At 71.8% G+C, this 16,499-nt stretch carries 15 protein-coding genes; all 15 read right to left on the reverse strand.

The window, feature by feature from the left end:
* The 15 genes from ABEA34_RS09020 to ABEA34_RS09090 all read right to left on the reverse strand — a co-directional run bounded on the left by ABEA34_RS09020 (window position 1) and on the right by ABEA34_RS09090 (window position 16,479).
* Window positions 1–2,175 carry an acyltransferase family protein gene (locus ABEA34_RS09020; protein ID WP_345522774.1) on the reverse strand — a complete coding sequence of 725 codons (2,175 nt, stop codon included), beginning with the start codon at window positions 2,173–2,175 and terminating at the stop codon, window positions 1–3.
* Between the two features lie 91 nt (window positions 2,176–2,266).
* The gene (locus ABEA34_RS09025) at window positions 2,267–3,283 is read right to left on the reverse strand and encodes a hypothetical protein (protein ID WP_345520915.1); all 1,017 of its coding nucleotides are present in this window, start codon (window positions 3,281–3,283) and stop codon (window positions 2,267–2,269) included.
* A gap of 96 nt (window positions 3,284–3,379) precedes the next feature.
* Complete coding sequence (locus ABEA34_RS09030) at window positions 3,380–4,543, reverse strand: glycoside hydrolase family 16 protein (protein ID WP_345520916.1); 1,164 nt, start codon at window positions 4,541–4,543, stop codon at window positions 3,380–3,382.
* A 29-nt stretch (window positions 4,544–4,572) separates the two neighbouring features.
* Complete coding sequence (locus tag ABEA34_RS09035) at window positions 4,573–6,672, reverse strand: glycosyltransferase (protein ID WP_345520917.1); 2,100 nt, start codon at window positions 6,670–6,672, stop codon at window positions 4,573–4,575.
* A gap of 111 nt (window positions 6,673–6,783) precedes the next feature.
* On the reverse strand, window positions 6,784–7,866 hold the full coding sequence (locus ABEA34_RS09040) for a GNAT family N-acetyltransferase (RefSeq protein WP_345520918.1): 1,083 nt from the start codon (window positions 7,864–7,866) through the stop codon (window positions 6,784–6,786).
* Window positions 7,867–7,945: 79 nt separating this feature from the next.
* The gene (locus ABEA34_RS09045) at window positions 7,946–8,557 is read right to left on the reverse strand and encodes a hypothetical protein (RefSeq protein WP_345520919.1); all 612 of its coding nucleotides are present in this window, start codon (window positions 8,555–8,557) and stop codon (window positions 7,946–7,948) included.
* Between the two features lie 9 nt (window positions 8,558–8,566).
* Entirely contained in the window at window positions 8,567–9,073 is a 507-nt protein-coding gene (locus ABEA34_RS09050) for a DUF3180 domain-containing protein (protein ID WP_345520920.1), read from the reverse strand.
* Between the two features lie 20 nt (window positions 9,074–9,093).
* Window positions 9,094–9,663 (reverse strand): 2-amino-4-hydroxy-6-hydroxymethyldihydropteridine diphosphokinase, encoded by a 570-nt coding sequence (folK, locus tag ABEA34_RS09055; RefSeq protein ID WP_345520921.1) that lies wholly within the window; start codon window positions 9,661–9,663, stop codon window positions 9,094–9,096.
* Window positions 9,660–10,025 (reverse strand): dihydroneopterin aldolase, encoded by a 366-nt coding sequence (gene folB / locus ABEA34_RS09060; RefSeq protein WP_345520922.1) that lies wholly within the window; start codon window positions 10,023–10,025, stop codon window positions 9,660–9,662. Before folB ends, folK begins: the two co-directional genes overlap by 4 nt.
* Window positions 10,022–10,855, reverse strand: a complete 834-nt coding sequence (folP, locus tag ABEA34_RS09065; RefSeq protein ID WP_345520923.1) for a dihydropteroate synthase — start codon at window positions 10,853–10,855, stop codon at window positions 10,022–10,024. The genes folB and folP overlap by 4 nt, the downstream gene beginning before the upstream one ends.
* 193 nt (window positions 10,856–11,048) lie before the next feature.
* The gene (gene folE / locus ABEA34_RS09070) at window positions 11,049–11,666 is read right to left on the reverse strand and encodes a GTP cyclohydrolase I FolE (RefSeq protein WP_345520924.1); all 618 of its coding nucleotides are present in this window, start codon (window positions 11,664–11,666) and stop codon (window positions 11,049–11,051) included.
* A 16-nt stretch (window positions 11,667–11,682) separates the two neighbouring features.
* Complete coding sequence (gene ftsH, locus ABEA34_RS09075) at window positions 11,683–13,749, reverse strand: ATP-dependent zinc metalloprotease FtsH (RefSeq protein WP_345520925.1); 2,067 nt, start codon at window positions 13,747–13,749, stop codon at window positions 11,683–11,685.
* Between the two features lie 141 nt (window positions 13,750–13,890).
* Window positions 13,891–14,442 carry a hypoxanthine phosphoribosyltransferase gene (gene hpt / locus ABEA34_RS09080; protein ID WP_345520926.1) on the reverse strand — a complete coding sequence of 184 codons (552 nt, stop codon included), beginning with the start codon at window positions 14,440–14,442 and terminating at the stop codon, window positions 13,891–13,893.
* Between the two features lie 14 nt (window positions 14,443–14,456).
* The gene (gene tilS / locus ABEA34_RS09085) at window positions 14,457–15,434 is read right to left on the reverse strand and encodes a tRNA lysidine(34) synthetase TilS (protein WP_345520927.1); all 978 of its coding nucleotides are present in this window, start codon (window positions 15,432–15,434) and stop codon (window positions 14,457–14,459) included.
* A gap of 7 nt (window positions 15,435–15,441) precedes the next feature.
* The gene (locus ABEA34_RS09090; RefSeq protein ID WP_345520928.1) at window positions 15,442–16,479 is read right to left on the reverse strand and encodes a zinc-dependent metalloprotease; all 1,038 of its coding nucleotides are present in this window, start codon (window positions 16,477–16,479) and stop codon (window positions 15,442–15,444) included.
* Between the last annotated feature and the right edge of the window lie 20 nt (window positions 16,480–16,499).

Consider the following 16,499-nt stretch of genomic DNA (forward strand, 5'->3'; position numbering starts at 1 on the left):
TCAGGGCTTCGGGCCCATCGCGGCCACCAGCTCCGGCTCGAGGAACGGGCTGAGCGAGCGGGCGTAGGTCGCCGTCAGGTGGGAGCCGTCGAAGTAGACGACCACCCCGCCGACGACGGGCCGGCACTGCCGCGGCCCGCAGATCCTGTCGTTGAGATCGACGACGTCCACGGAGGGTGAGTCGATGGCTCCGGCCGCCGCGACCGAGGGGTCCGCAGGCTCCCAGTCGGCGCGCGAGCCGGCACAGGCGGCGAAGTCGTCGCCGTGGCTGGCCAGACAGTCGGGCACGGAGGGCACGTCTCCGTCACCCGGCGCGGGAGTGTCACGCAGCACCACGACCGGCAGGTGCTCGTCCGACCACGAGCGCAGCACGTGCTCGTAGCCCTGCTCGTACGGCGTGGCGCTGTCGGCCAGGTCCGCTCCCTCCACCGGCAGGGAGACCCGGTTGGCCACCACCACCAGGTCGGGCTGCTCGGCACCCACCCGGGCCGTGACCCGGTGGACCCAGTCCAGGCAGGCCGTCGACTGCTCCGCGGTGTCGAACTGCTGGCGCACGTCCGCGAGCGCGCACCGCGAGGACAGGTACGTGACGACCTTCCAGTGCTGCTGGCGTGCGATCTGCTGCAGGGCCGGCACCCACTGGCCCGCGTGCGAGTTGCCGACCAGCGCGACGGTCCGCTCGGCCGTCCGGTCGCCGAAGACGCACTGGACCGTCGGATAGGCGGGCAGGGCCGAGAAGCAGTCCTTCCCACCGTCGGAGCTGCCGTACGCGGCCGACTTGTCCAGCGCCGCGAGCACCGGAGCAGGGACGGGATCCCCCGTGCTGGGCGGACACTGCCGAGAGGCGACCAGGGCGCCCGCGCCGAAGCAGGGATCGTCGGAGCGCAGCGCCCGCCCGAGCTCGCTGCGCGCGGCGTCCTCCCGGGCGTGGAGGTCGACGACCAGCAGGGCTGCCGCCGCGATCACCACGGCCATCCCGGCGGCGCCGAGCGCATAGGTCTGGCCGAGGCGACGCGACCAGGACGGCGTCCGGAAGACGTCCTCGACGTACGTCTTGGTGAGCGCCGCGAGCACGAGGGTCGCCACCACGATCACACCGTTGTCGATCGCACCGCGGTGACCTCCGCTGACAGCGGGGGCCAGGACGATGAGCGGCCAGTGCCAGAGGTAGACCGAGTAGGAGATGTCGCCGAGCCACTGGCACGGGCGGAGCGCCAGCAACCGGCCGGGCGACCAGGCCTGGGTCCCCGCGGCGACGCCCAGGACGAGTGCCGTGCCGCCGACCGGCACCAGCGCCTGCCACCCCGGGAAGGGCGTCGAGCCGGTGTAGGTGAAGCCGGTCCACACGATCGCAGCGATCCCGATCCACGCCGCGACGGCCGCGAGCGCGGGGTCGAGGCGGAGCGGTCGGTCGCGCAGCACGAGGAGCGCCGCGACCAGGCCGCCCAGGCCGAGCTCCCAGATCCGGGTCGTGGTGACGAAGTAGGCGCGGGCCGGGTTCGCTGCGGTGAGGTGGACCGACCACGCGAACGAGAGCGCGACCACGAGGCCCAGGCCCACGAGGAAGAGCAGCCGCAGCCGCCGCAGCGAGCCGGCGATCCGGGTCGCGATCGCGACGTGCCCGACCAGGAGCACCAGCACCGGCCACCCCGCGTAGAACTGCTCCTCCACCGAGAGCGACCAGAAGTGCTGCACCGGTGAGGGCGCGGATGCGGCCGCGAGGTAGTCGACCGAGTCGTTCGCGAGCAGCCAGTTGACCAGGTAGGTCGCGGCGGCCGCGCTCTGCCGGGCGGTGACCTCCCACTGCGTCACGGGAGCGACCCAGCGGGTGGCGACCAGCGTGACGAGGAGGACCAGCAACGACGCGGGCAGCAGCCGGCGGATTCGCCGGGCCCAGAACTCCAGGAGGTGACGCGGGCGGGTGGGACGCCGCGTGAGCAGGTGGGAGGTGATGAGGAAGCCGGAGACGACGAAGAAGACGTCGACGCCCACGAAGCCGCCGGTGAGGGCGGCGGGCACCAGGTGGTAGACGACGACGAGAGCGACGGCGATCGCGCGCAGACCCTGGATGTCGGTCCGCTTGCCCGGAGAGGCGGTCGCGCCCGTACCGTCGACGGACGCCACCTCGGAGTCCGCGAACGTGGCCATGACCGTCGGCACCTCCTCGTTCCGCATCCTCACCAGCACCCGAGGATAGGGGCATCCCAGGTCAGCGCCGCATCGCCCGCGCGGCCGTGCTCAGCGGGACCCGGCGATGCTCGAGCGCCTACCGATCGCCGCCGTCGATGGCCGCGGCGCCGTCGTACGGCGCGTTGGCCTGCCCCCGGCGAGCGTCGGAGGTCCTCGTGGAGACGACCGCCAGCCGGGCCTCGATCTCCCCGAGGGTGTCGCGCATCCGGAGACCTCGTGCGTCGATGACCTGGGCGCGCCTGGTGAGCTGTCGCAGGCCCCGCTCCAGGTCCTTGCGGATCCGCCGGGTGCGGGCGGCCTGCTCCTCGACCCGGGCGGTCAGGCGACGGATGGCCAGCACGCCCCACGCGAGGACCAGCAGGATCGCCGCCACGGCGACGAGGGTCACGGCGGCGAGCGGGTCGCTGGCGATCCGGGCCAGGCCGAGGCCGGCCAGCACACCGGTGCCGCCACCGACCGCCAGTGCGGCGACGGCGAGCCGGCGCCGGCCCGGTGGCGGGGGCGCCGCCGGCACCGGGGCGGCGGCGGCCCGGCGCGGAGCACTCGACCCGGCGGCCTCGTCGGTGGCGGTCGGTCGTTCGACGCGTGCGAGCTCGAGCCCGGACCGGAGGATCTCGGCGTGCGCGCCGAACGCATCCGGGTCGATCGAGGACCCACCGGGGACGGCAGCAGCCGATCCCCCGGGGAGGTCACGAGGGTCCACCGGCCCCAGGTCGGCCGCCGCCCACCACGTCACGGGCAGCTCGCCGAGGCGACCTCCGCCGATGATCTTGAGTCCCGCGCTGTCCACGCCGCCCAACGATGCGTTCTCGCGCGGCACCCCGAGGGCCAGCAGCACGCCGGAGTGCACCGTCACGTGGTCGACGACCAGCTCCCGCACGTCGGCAGGCACCACCCCGTCGACCACGATCACGACGCCCCGGGCGGTCGCTGCTTCGTCGAGGTCCGCACGCACCCGGTCCCACCGGGCGAGGAGCACGTCGTCGAAGGCGGCACCGAGCGCCTCCAGCGTGCGCAACGGCTCCGCGGCCACGACGAGCACTCCGCCGGGGCGGAGCGGACGTGCGGCGACGGACGGCGAAGGGGACGACACAGGAGATCCTTCCGGGACAGACAGGCTGAGCCTAGTCACAAATGAACTCCGGTGACGCTCACCGTGCGGCGAGCGTCACCGGCGCCACCGGACAGGTCAGGCCGGCCGCTGCCAGACGCGCACCCAGTCGTACTTGGTCTCGCTCGGCAGGCGCTTCACGTCGAGCGCCGGGATCTCCCACGTCGAGGTGAGTGCGCTGAGCACCACCTTCTCCGCGATCTTGGAGATGTTCTTGGCCGTCTTGAAGGTGACCTTGCCGTCGACCCGGAAGACATAGCCGGTCGGGCTCCACTCCACGGAGTACACGTGCCAGCCCTGCGACCACTCCTTCTTCTTCGGCAGCAGGTGGCGCGACTTGAACTCCCCGCCGACCGACGTGACCTTGCCGGTCGGGCTGACCCGGTGCACGAAGCTGGCCAGGCCGCCGCGGGGCCGGTCGTCCCCGAAGTACTCGGCGATGTCGACCTCGGCACCCGTGTAGTAGTCGGGCGTGTCGGTGGGGGTGCTCTGCGGGACGTCGAGCCAGAAGGCACTGTGCTGTCCGCGCGCCGGCGAGAACTTCACGCGTGCCGCCGCGAACCCGTAGGCGAGCAGGTGCTCCGGGTTGTCGGCCTGCACGATCGCGTTGCCGAACTGGCCGTACGGGCACTTCTTCGTCTTCTTGCCCTTCGCTCCGGGCAGCCGGGTCACCTTCAGCACCGCAGCGCCACCGCGCCGGGAGGCGTTGCCGGGCAGCATGTCCGAGCAGCTGAGCTTCGCGTCCTTGCGGTTGGTCGGCCAGGTCGACCAGATCGCAGGGTCCAGGGCGCCGCTGCCGGAGAACTCGTCACGCCAGGTCGGCGCTCCCCAGTTCGCCGAGGTCACGGCCCTGGTCACGACCTTGGCGTCCTTCTTCGTCGCCGAGACGACGGCGCGGTACGCGAGCGAGGGGTTGGCGACCGTGAAGCTCACCTGGCCGCGGCTGTCCTGGACGGCCTTGCTGACCGTCTTCCACCGCGAGCCGACCTTGCCCTGGATGAGGACCATGCGCCCGGGTCGGGCCGGCTTGAACGTCACCAGGCCGGGGGTCACGCCGGCCTTGCCGCTGGCCGACTGTCCGACCGGCGCCGCGACCATCGAGATGACGCCCGAGCCGGCGCGTCGCTTCGCCGAGTCCTGGCTCACGGGCACGCCGCAGGCCTGCACGACCGTCGCGCCGATGAGCGCCGCGACGATGCCGATGACACTGGTCCTGAACGCGATCCTTCGAGCTCCGCTCACAGAATCTGTCTCCCTCAGAGGTGGGTGGTTCACACGTGGTCCTTGATGATGGCGACCAGCTGCTCGTGGGCAGCATGGGCGTCGCCGATCCGCGACTGGTAGCGGGTCTTCTTCTTCGACAGCACGCTGCCGGGTTCGACGATCGCCCAGACGTCTGATCCGCTGCCGGCGTAGTCCGACCACTTCGACGGCAGGTACGGGTTGAGGGAGTGCATCCCCACCGTCGTGGCGTCGTTGATGATCAGGGCATCCATCCGGGTCGCGAGGTTCAGCGCTTCCAGGTATGGGACGTACGAGTTCGCGATGATGACGCCGTTCAGGCCGGCGTCTCGGACCGCGATATCGAGCTCCTCCGGCTGCGGGGTGAAGACGTGGAGCCGCAACCGACGCTGACGCTCGGCGGACAGGGAGGAGACTGCCTCGATGACCTCGCCGAGGCCACGGGTCTTGTAGAAGGCGCCGAAGTACGCGACGTTGGCCACCGTCGGGTCGAGCACGTAGTCGGACGGTGCGAGCTGGTAGAAGTGCGGCTCCAGCGTCGGGTGCTCGCTGATGGTCGAGCGCTCTCGCACCCGCTCCTCGAGAGCGGGACGGCCGAGGTAGTCGAGCATCATCGTCTGCTGGTTCTCGTTGGTGAACACGATCTCGTCGGCCAGGCTGTAGGCCAGCACCTCGACCAGCTCGGAGATCGCGACGTCGGGCGCGAGCTCGACCCCGGTCGCCGCCAGGGCGGCGAGGAGCTCGTCGAGCAGGGGTCCCGGTCGGCAGCGCGCGCCGCGGAAGCCTCCCCGGCTGTCTCGCTGCTGGGGATCCGAGAACTCGGCGATCCAGGTCGTCTCCGGGCGGCGGATCTTGTACAACGCGGCGAGGAAGTGCGACGCCGGCCACATCGAGCGGCTGTAGACGGACCGGTAGCTGCCCTTGGTCGCCTCCCAGGTGGCGATCTGCTGGAAGCCGGCCGTGACGAACCGGTCGATCGGCCGCCACTCGAAGACCCCGGCCTTGCCGGCGAGCTCGGCGTGGTCGCCGATGAACTCCTGCGCGATCAGTCGACCGCCGGCGTCGCGCTCGGACCACGACCTCAGGGACTGCGACACCACGTCCACGACGACCCCGCGGCGCCGGATCCGGCGCGCCGAGACCGACCCGCTGGTGTCCACCCACGGCGGGAACGCGTAGCAGATCGCGAGGTCGTGGGCCAGGCCGGCGTTGAGGACGTCGTAGCGCACGAACGACTCGAGGCCGAGCTCACGGATCTGGTCGACGGCGCGCAGCCGCACGTCCTCGCCCATCTCGCGCAGATAGCCGTTGATCAGCACCGTCTGGCTCACCATCAGGACGTCGCGCACGCGCGCGGCGGCCGGGTGGGTCACCTCGCGGCTCGCCAGTCGCTGGATCACCTCGAGCCGCTGGCTGACGCTGAAGTCGTAGCTCGCCGCCTGCCGCGAGATGGAGCCGACCCGGATCGAGCGGTGGTACGCGGCGCCGGTGTGGCTGTCCACGACGCTGAACAGGAAGGGCGCCCGGTTGAAGAGGTCGAACCAGTAGACGACGTCCTCGCCGCTGCGCAGCGACGTGTCGAACTCGGCCGTTCGCGCGAGTGCCGTCGGCACCAGCTTGCCGGCCACGAATCCCAGGGCGGTCGGGAGGGACTCGCCGGCCACGGTCTGCCCCGTCTGCACCGAGATGCGCCGGTTGAGGTAGTTGTCGAACTCGATCACGCTCGGCACGGAGTCGGTGACGACGTCAGCGACCATCGACAGCGGCACGACGCCGTCCGCGACCTCGGCGGCGAGCGACTCGAGCATCGTGGCGGAGACCGAGTCGTCGTCGTCGACGAAGGTCAGGTAGGTGCCCGCCGCGGAGGCGACACCGGCGTTGCGCGCGTGCCCGGCCCCGACCTCCGGGATGGTGATGCTCCGCAGCCGCAGCTCCGGGTGCTCACGTCGGATCCGGTCGAGGACCTCGGGCGTGCCGTCCGCCGGGCCGTTCAGGACGACCACGACCTCGAAGGCCGCCCGATCCATGGTCTGGTGAGCCAGGGAGCGCAGCGTGTCGCCGATCCGGTCCGCTCCCCGGAAGGTGGGAACGACGACGGTCACCAGGGGCACAGAGATCCCGTGACTCATCCATTCCCCCTGAGTGAAAGGCGACCCGTCGTCAACGAGCCCCAACGATGGTAACCGGGCCCGGACACGCGACCGAATCATCCAAGTTCGTTCGAGCGCGTCGAGAGCCGGCTACGTGACCGGCACGTCGCGGTGCCAGGACTCGGTGACGTACTTCGTCGTCCAGCCCATCGAGGTGTACAGACCGGCAGCGCCCGTCGGCGAGTCGGCGTCGACCTCCAGGCCGACGCGGTCCCGACCGCGGACGGCCGCGTCCGCGATGATCGTGCGCAGCAGCCCCTTGGCCACGCCGCGGCCCCGGGCCGCCTCGAGGACGCCGAGGTAGGAGACGTAGGAGCCGTCCGGGCCGTTCGCGCTCTCGGACACGGTCCCGATCAGCGCGCCGACCGGCACCGGCGCGTCGCCGTCGACCAGCTCCGCGAGCCACCAGTGGTCCCAGCGGTGACCGGGGTCCTCCCGCAGCCGGTAGAGGAACTCCTCGAAGGTCTCCTCACTGGAGTTGAAGTGGTCGACGAAGGCGCTCTCGAGCACCTCGTGGATCTCCCGGAGGTCGTCGACGTCCGGCAGGCCGTCACCCGTACGACGGACCAGGCGGAACACGACGTCGCGCTCCTCCCAGTGGTCCGGGGTCGCAACCAGGCCCTCCTCCTCGGGGGTGACCGGCCGGCTCATCTGCCACCACGTGCGCACGCGCTCGAAGCCGGCTCCCGCCAGCCAGCGTGCCTGGCGCTCGTCGTCCGGGAACGCACCCGTGTCGATCTGCTGCGTCTCCAGCCCGCGGGCGGCGCCGACGGCCCGGGCCTGCGCCGCCGCCCAGTCGAGCAGCAGCTCGGAGCAGCGGTCGGCGACGTCGTCGGGGAGGTCGCGCTGCACGACGTGCACGAAGAGCATCCGGCCGACCGACCGGTCGTGGACGCTCCCCCACGCGTGGATGTCGCCGTCCTGGTCGCGCACCACGACGTTCTCGCGCATCCGCAGCCCCCGCTCGGAGACCTCGACCAGCACGTCGTCGACGCCGGCCCCGGCCCAGCCGCGGCCGTGCCGTTCGTGGGCGCGGAGCAGGTGGGTCAGCCGAGCGACGTCGAAGCGGTCGGCCGGGTCGGGCGTGCCGATGGTCCAGCCCTGCGGCAGCCCGGACACCGCGCCCAGGGCCGCGTCGGGGTCACTCTCGAACCGGTTCTCGTCGGGGATCACAATCGTCCATCCTGCCCGGCCGGGCGCGGCGCGAACCGGCCGGGGACGGCGTACGGCGTGAGGTTCGACTCGGGTCGAGTCAGGCGTGACGGCGCTGCGCGGCCTCGGCCGCGTGCCACGCCTGCGTCACCGTGGTGAGCTCCGCGCGTACGACGTCGAGCTCCTGCTCCAGCTCGACGACCCGGACGACGGCCTCGGCGACGCGCTCCTCGGCCTCGGCGAGCCGCTGGCCCAGCCGCTCCTCGACGTCGTGTCCCTGGCGCTCCGCGGCGTCGGCCCGGCGGGCCTCGGCGTTGAGCTTGCGGGTCGCCTCGGCGGCCCGCTGCTGCGCCGACGTCAGCGCGACCCCGAGCTCGTCGACGGCCGTCTGCTGGCGGGTCAGCCTGTCCTGCATGGAGGTGACGAACGCGGCGTTCTCCGCGGTGCGCTCGTCGGTCAGGCGGCGGTAGGCCTGCGCCTGCTCCGCCCGGTCCCGGGCGGCGTCGCGCCGCGCGGTGACCAGCTCGCTGTGGGTGATCTTGGTGGCGGTCGCTCCGAGGAGCACGCCGAGCGCGGCGGCGAGCGTGACGAGGAGCCACGCGCCGCTCACGACGGCGCCCACCACCAGCACGGCGGCGAGCGCGAGAAGGGACACGGCGACGGTCAGCCGGGTGCTGCGCTGACGACGCCGGGTGGAGCTGGGGGAAGCCATACCAGCAGGCTAAACGGCGTCGCCGTCGGATCGGACGCGACACGCACGCTCCAGGAGCAGGGCCGTGATCACGACCGCCGACCCGGCCAGCCCCGCGATCAGGGAGCGCGAGAGGCGCTGGTCGGCCAGCTCGGTGTCGACGCCGGTCCAGCTGAGGGCGTAGCCGAAGTACCCGCCGGCCATCAGGGCACCCACGAGGGCGCACGCCCGCGCGAGCACGAGGCGGTTGACGGCGCGGCGCGGGTCGAGGCGCTGCTGGTGGACGTGCACCTCGCGCCAGGTGAGGTACGCCGTGGCGCCGAGGATCGCCGCGACCAGCAGCAGCGCGAGGGGCTGCGCCCAGGTGACGATCGGCGCGGTGTCACGGACGCGCTCGGCGAGCGGGTGCAGGAGCCAGCCGCCGACCAGGCCGACGAGGGCCCAGCCGGCCAGGGCGGCTCCGGAGGTCGGGCGGAGCCGGCCCGGGTGGACCCGCTCCTGCTCCTCGTCCTCGCGTTCGGGCGGGCCGTCGATCACGGCAGCGTCACCTCAGGGCGTCACTGGATCTCGAGGACCAGGTCCTCACGGACCTTGATGCCGCTCTGGTCGGCCCGGTCGAGGAGGTCGGCGACGGCACCGTGCTCGGGCAGCTCGGCCGTCGGGTCGACGTCGAGCCACGGCCGCAGCACGAACGCGCGCTCGTGGGCCCGCGGGTGCGGGAGCCGGAGCGACTCCTCGTCGCTGCGGCGGTCGCCGACGACGATGAGGTCGACGTCGAGGGTCCGCGGTGCGTTGCGGACCTCGCTGCGCTCGCGCTCGAACGCGTCCTCGATCGCCAGGGCGCGGTCCATCAGGCGCGAGGCGGCGAGCGTGGTGTCCATGAGCACGACGGCGTTGAGGTAGTTCTTCGCCTCGGCCGGGCTGTCGACCGGCTCGGTCTCGTAGACCGGCGAGACGCCGGTGATCCAGACGTCGGGCGTGTCCGCCAGCGCGTTGACCGCCCCCTGGAGGCTGGCCATCCGCTCCCCGAGGTTGGACCCGAGCGCCAGGACGGCACGCCGGATCGGTCGCATCTCACCGGTCAACGTGTCGGTGTCGACGATGTTGGGGTTCGGGGTCTCAGTCACGGGCGGCCCTTCCGGGTGATCGTCAGCGCCACGTCCGAGAACGTCGCGTCGATGGGTGCGTTCGGCTTGTGGACCGTCACCCGCGCCCATTCAACACGGTCGTCCAAGAGACAGACGTCCGCGATCCGCTGGGCGAGGGTCTCGATCAGGTCGACCGGGTCCTTCTCCACGGCGGCTTTCACCGAGGCCACGAGACTTCCGTAGTCGACCGTGTCCCGCAAGTCGTCGCTCGCCGCAGCGGGTGCGGTGTCGACGCCGAGGACCAGGTCGATGACGAAGACCTGCCCCTCGCGCTTCTCGAACTCGAAGACGCCGTGGTGACCGAAGCACTCGATCCCCAGGACGGCCAGCTCGTCGGTCATTGCGTCGCCTCCACCTGGTCCAGCCGCTCCAGCACTCGGAGGGCGTCCTTCGCGGCGCGTACGTCGTGCACGCGCAGCCCCCACACACCCTGCTGCGCGAGCAGCACGGTGAGAGCGGTGTTGGCGTGCTCCCGCTCCCCGACCGGCCGGGGCGACCCGTCGGAGGCCAGGAGCGTACCGAGGAACGACTTGCGGCTCGCCCCCACCAGCAGGCGGAACCCCAGGCCCTGGAGGGGGCCGAGGTCGCGAAGCAGCGCCCAGTTGTGCTCCGGGCGCTTCGCGAAGCCGAGGCCGGGGTCGAGCACGATCCGGTCCCCCTCGATGCCCGCGGCCAGCATCGCGTCGACCCGCGCCGCGAGCTCGTCGCGGACGGCCGTGACGACCCCGCCGGGCCCGTCGTACACGGCGAAGTCGCGCATGTGGTCGGCATGGGCCCGCCAGTGCATGGCGACGTACGTCGTGCCGGCGCCGGCCACGACGGCGTACATCCGCGGGTCCGCGAGGCCGCCCGAGACGTCGTTGACGATGGTCGCCCCCGCGGAGATCGCCGCCTCGGCCACCTCGGAGCGCATGGTGTCGACCGACACCGTCGCCCCGTCGGCGACCAGCGCACCGATCACGGGCACCACCCGGTCGAGCTCCTCGGTGACGAGGGGGCGGGTCGCGCCCGGACGGGTGGACTCGCCACCGATGTCGATGATGTCGGCGCCCGCGGCGACCAGCTCCCGCCCGTGGGCGATCGCGGCGTCCGCCTCCAGCCAGCGCCCGCCGTCGGAGAACGAGTCGGGCGTGACGTTGACGACGCCCATGAGCACCGGGGTCGTGACCATGGCTCCGAGGCTAGGGCACGGCCTCGTGGGCCGGACTGGACACCCCACGGAGCCCCTCGACACCGACCCGCGCATCGGAGGCGCTCGGCTAGCGGCTCGCCGTACTCCTCGGGCACTTCGTGAGCTTCTCGGGCACTGCAATGCCCGAGAAGCTCAGGGATACCCGGTTAACCGGGTATCCCTGGGACGGCGACTAGCGCCGGCTGTTGATCAGCGCGAACGCCTCGGCGCGGGTCGTGGAGTTGGAGCGCATCGTGCCGCGCACGGCCGACGTGATGGTGCGGGCGCCGGCCTTCTTCACGCCCCGCATGGTCATGCAGAGGTGCTCGGCCTCGATCACGACGATGACGCCGCGGGCCTCGAGGAGGTCGACCAGCGCGTCGGCGACCTGGGTGGTCAGTCGCTCCTGCACCTGCGGCCGCTTGGCGTAGACGTCGACCAGCCGGGCGAGCTTGGAGATGCCGGTGATCTTGCCGGACGCCGCCGGGATGTAGCCGACGTGCGCCACGCCGGTGAAGGGCACCAGGTGGTGCTCGCACATCGACCACAGCTCGATGTCGCGGACCAGGACCATCTCGTCGTGACCGATGTCGAACGTCGTCGTGAGGACGTCCTCGGGGGTCATCCGGATCCCGGCCGTGACCTCGGCGTACGCCCGCGCCACCCGGGCCGGGGTCTCCAGCAGGCCCTCGCGCTCGGGGTCCTCGCCGATGGCGATCAGCAGCTCGCGCACGGCGGCCTCCGCGCGCGGCTGGTCGAACGCCGGGATGTCCTCCGGGCGCCGCTCGTCGGGACGGATCGAGTCGGTCATCGGTTCAGTGCCGCCCTCAGCGCGGCGGCTCGGCGCCGGAGCCCTGGACGCCGGGGTCGCCGTGCACGTCGCCGCCGGAGCCCGGCGGCGTCAGGATCGCGCCGGGGCCCTCCTCGGTCTCCTTCGGCCCGTCACCGTTCGACGCGGCGAACGCCGCCGCGTGGGCGGTGGTCCGGTCCTTGATCCACTGCGGGATCTCGACCGGCGGGATCGAGGACGGGACGCGCCGGTCGGACCCGGTCCACGCGGGACGCTCGGGACGACGGCGCAGCGGCTCGAAGATCCGCGCGACCTGCTCCTTGTCGAGCGTCTCCTTGTCGAACAGCTCGAGCACGAGCGTGTCGAGCACGTCGCGGTTCTCCTCGAGGATCTCGAAGGCCTCCTGGTGCGCGACGGCGAGGAACTTCTTGGTCTCGTCGTCGATCTTCGCCGCGACGTCCTCGGAGTAGTTGCGCTGGTGACCCATGTCGCGGCCCAGGAACGGCTCGGAGGTGGAGTCGCCGAGCTTGATCGCGCCCAGCGACTCGGTCATGCCGTACTGCGTGACCATCGCGCGGGCCAGGCTGGTGGCCTTCTCGATGTCGTTGCCGGCCCCGGTCGTGGGGTCGTGGAACACCATCTCCTCGGCGGCCCGGCCGCCGAGCATGTAGGCCAGCGAGTCGAGCATCTGCGAGCGGGTCTGGGAGTACTTGTCCTCGTCGGGCAGCACCATCGTGTAGCCGAGCGCGCGACCGCGCGGGAGGATCGTGATCTTGTGCACCGGGTCGGTGCCGGGCAGCGCCGCGGCGACGAGGGCGTGCCCGCCCTCGTGGTAGGCCGTGATGAGCTTCTCCTTCTCGCTCATCAGGCGGGTACGCCGCTGCGGGCCGGCGATCACGCGGTCGATCGCCTCGTCCAGGGCGCCGTTGGTGATCAGCTTCTGGTTGCCCCGCGCCGTGAGCAGCGCGGCCTCGTTGAGCACGTTGGCGAGGTCGGCACCGGTGAAGCCCGGCGTACGACGCGCCACCGACAGCAGGTCGATGTCGGAGGACATCGGCTTGCCGCGGGAGTGCACCTTGAGGATCTGGTGGCGACCGGACAGGTCGGGGGCGTCGACGGCGATCTGGCGGTCGAAGCGACCGGGGCGCAGCAGCGCCGGGTCGAGCACGTCGGGCCGGTTGGTCGCGGCGATCAGGATGACGCCGCCGCGGACGTCGAAGCCGTCCATCTCGACGAGCAGCTGGTTGAGCGTCTGCTCGCGCTCGTCGTGGCCGCCGCCCATGCCGGCGCCTCGGTGGCGACCGACGGCGTCGATCTCGTCGATGAAGACGATCGCCGGGGCGTTCTCCTTGGCCTGCTCGAAGAGGTCGCGGACGCGGGACGCACCCACGCCGACGAACATCTCGACGAAGTCGGAGCCGGAGATCGAGTAGAAGGGGACGCCCGCCTCGCCGGCGACGGCGCGTGCGAGCAGGGTCTTGCCGGTGCCGGGAGGTCCGTAGAGCAGCACGCCCTTGGGGATCTTGGCGCCGACGGCCTGGAACTTGGCGGGCTCCTGGAGGAACTCCTTGATCTCGCCGAGCTCCTCGATGGCCTCCTCGCAGCCGGCGACGTCGGTGAACGTCGTCTTCGGCATGTCCTTGGAGATCAGCTTGGCCTTGGACTTGGCGAACTGCATGACGCCGCGGCCGCCACCACCCTGGACCTGGTTCATCAGGAACAGGAACAGGAAGATGATCAGCGCGAAGGGCAGCAGCGTGGCGAGGATCGAGCCGAGCAGGCTGGGCTTCGGCACGTCGACGGTGTACTTCTCGATCGTGCCCTCGTCGACCTGCTTCTGCACGGCGTCGCGGATCGTGTCCTGCGTGCCGGCGAGCCAGAACGACATGACCTTGTCGCCGTTGTCGAGGGTCGCCTTGATCTGCTGGTCACCGCCGTCGACGAAGGTGATCTCCTTGACGGCGCCGCTGGAGATGTTGCTCTCCATCTTGGAGGACTCGATCTCGTCGTACCCGCCGCTGGGCGCGAGGTACTGCAGGGCGATGAGCACGCCCACCACCGCGAGGACGATCCACAGCCATGGACCCTTGAATATGCGCTTCACAGGCTTCTCTCGACACGAGCTTGCCGCCCGACGGTCTGATGACCGCGTAGGCGCTCAACTGAACTGATGACGGTACACACCGTCGCCAATGAGCATTCTCTCAGCAATCGGCCATTCGGGCGCATCGGACCTGATCCCCGGTCAGGAGTACACGTGGGGTGCCAGGGTGCCGATGTCACGCAGGTTGCGGTAGCGCTCGCGGTAGTCGAGGCCGTAGCCGACGACGAACTCGTTGGGGATGTCCCAACCGACGTACTTCACGTCGACCTGCATCGTCAGCGCCTCGGGCTTGCGCAGCAGCGTGCAGATCTCGACGCTCGCGGGGGTGCGCGACGCGAGGTTGGCGGTCAGCCACGAGAGGGTGAGTCCGGTGTCGATGATCTCGTCGACGATGACCACGTGCCGGCCGGAGATGTCGGTGTCGAGGTCCTTGAGGATGCGGACGACGCCGCTGGACTTGGTGCCGGAGCCGTACGACGACACCGCCATCCAGTCCATCTCGAGGTGCCGGCTGAAGCTGCGGGCGAGGTCGGCCATCACCATCACCGCACCGCGGAGGATGCCGACGATCAGCAGGTCCTTGCCCGCGTAGTCGGTCTCGATCTCGACCGCGAGCTCGCGCAGCCGCCCCTGGATCTGCTCCTCGGTGAAGAGAACGTTGACGAGGTCGTCCGGTACGTCGGCTGCGTCCATGGGCGAGAGCCTAGTCAGCGGACCGGGTCGAGCTGCAGCCGACCATCGCTCCGCGAGCACCGGACCGGCCCGGGCAGGTCGACCCAGCGCTGGCCGTGCCAGTCGGTGAGCAGCGCGTCCATGGCCGTGACGTGCTCGTAGAAGAGCTCCGAGGCGGGCGCACCGGCGTCCAGGGCGGCGAGCCGCAGCACCCGGTGCCGGATCGGCGTGGGCCGGCCGGCGAGCCCGGCGACCGGGAGTGCGCCGTCGGCCGACCGGAGCTCGGCGTACGCCGTCTCCGCGAGGTCGTCGAGGTAGTCCATGTCGCTGCGGAGCTGGTCGGCGGTGCGGGCGAGGGTGCTCGCGACGCCGGGTCCGAGCTGCTCCTCCAGCAGCGGCAGCACGGTGTGCCGCACCCGCGCCCGGGTGTACGCCGGGTCCTCGTTGTGCGGGTCGTCCCAGGTCTCGAGGCCCTCGACCAGGCAGGCCGTGACCGTGTCGGCCCGGCCGACGTCGAGGAGCGGGCGGACGAACCGGTCGTAGCCCCGCCGCATGCCGGCCAGCGAGCGACCGCCGGAGCCCCGGGCGAGCCCGAGCAGGACGGTCTCGGCCTGGTCGTCGCGGGTGTGGCCGAGCAGCACCGCGGCGGCGTCGAAGCGCTCGCCGACCTCCTCCAGGACGGCGTACCGCGCGCGGCGGGCGGCGGCCTCCGGTCCCAGGCCACCACCCTCCACGTGGACCCGGGCGTTGAGCGTCTCGTCCGCGCCGATCGCCGCCATCCGGGCGACCAGGGCCGCGGCCCGGTCGGCCGACCCGTCCTGGAGGTCGTGGTCGACGGTCGCCCCGATCACGTGCCAGCCGGCCTTGCGCCCCTCGAACACGGTGGCGGCCAGCAGCGCCGTCGAGTCCGGGCCGCCGGAGCAGGCGACGACGACGGTCCGTCCCGGCGCGACGTCGGCGAGCGCTCGGCGTACGCCGAGACGGACGGCGGCGACGGCCGGGTGGAGAGTCATGCGGTCCTCAGAGGACCCGGGAGATCCAGGCGGCGGGGTCGGCGATCTCGGCCTTGGTGGGGAGGTTGTCGGGACGCTCCCAGACGGCGTTGAACTCGTCCATCCCGGCCTTGTCGACCACGGCGCGGACGAAGATCGCGCCGTCGCGGTACTGCGCCATCTTGGCGTCGAGGCCGAGCACGCGGCGCAGGGTGCGGTCGAGGACGCCGACGCCCTTGCGGCGCTTGGTGAACTTCCTGCGGATGTCGCCGACGGTCGGGATCACGCTCGGCCCGACGCCGTCCATGACGACGTCGGCGTGGCCCTCGAGCAGGGACATGACGCCGGTGACGCGGTCGACGATCTCCTTCTGCTCGGGGGTGCTGACGACGTCGAGCAGGCTGCCGCCGCGGGCGCCGCCCTTGAGTGCCGCGGCGATCTTGCCGAGCCCCTCGTCGAGCAACCCGGAGGGTTCGATGCTGTCCGCGATGCCGTGCATCTCGCCGAGCAGGTGGTCGGCCAGCCACGGCGTCGCGGTGAACTGCACCCGGTGGGTCTCCTCGTGCAGGCACACCCAGAGCCGGAAGTCGTGCGGGTCGACCTCGAGCTCGCGCTCCACGTGGACGATGTTGGGCGCGACGAGCAGCAGCCGGCCCGACGGCGCGAAGAACGGGTCGAACTGGCCCAGCACCTTGCCGGCCAGGAACCCGAGCAGGCCGCCGACCTCGGCGCCGGTGATCCGGGAGCCGACGGCGTGCGCGACCCGCGACGGCGTCTTGTCCCCGGTGAGCTTGTCGACGATCGGGGCGAGGATGGTCGCGAACCCGTCGGCGTTGGCCTGCACCCAGCCGGCCCGGTCGACGACCACGATCGGGGCGGTGTTGGCGGCCGCCTCCAGCCCGGTGAACTCACGCACCAGGCCGGTCGAGCGGTTGGCGCCGTCGCGGAGCTCCTCCACGACCGCCGCGGCCTCGGTCCAGGTGACGGACGGGCCGTCGCCGGCCAGCCGGGAGCCGATGGAGACGGCGAGGTCCCAGTCGACCATGCCCGAGCGCGGGTTTGTCATGCGGAGACCGTACTCGCGGC

The sequence above is a fragment of the Nocardioides conyzicola genome, assembly GCF_039543825.1.
Classification (GTDB): domain Bacteria; phylum Actinomycetota; class Actinomycetes; order Propionibacteriales; family Nocardioidaceae; genus Nocardioides; species Nocardioides conyzicola.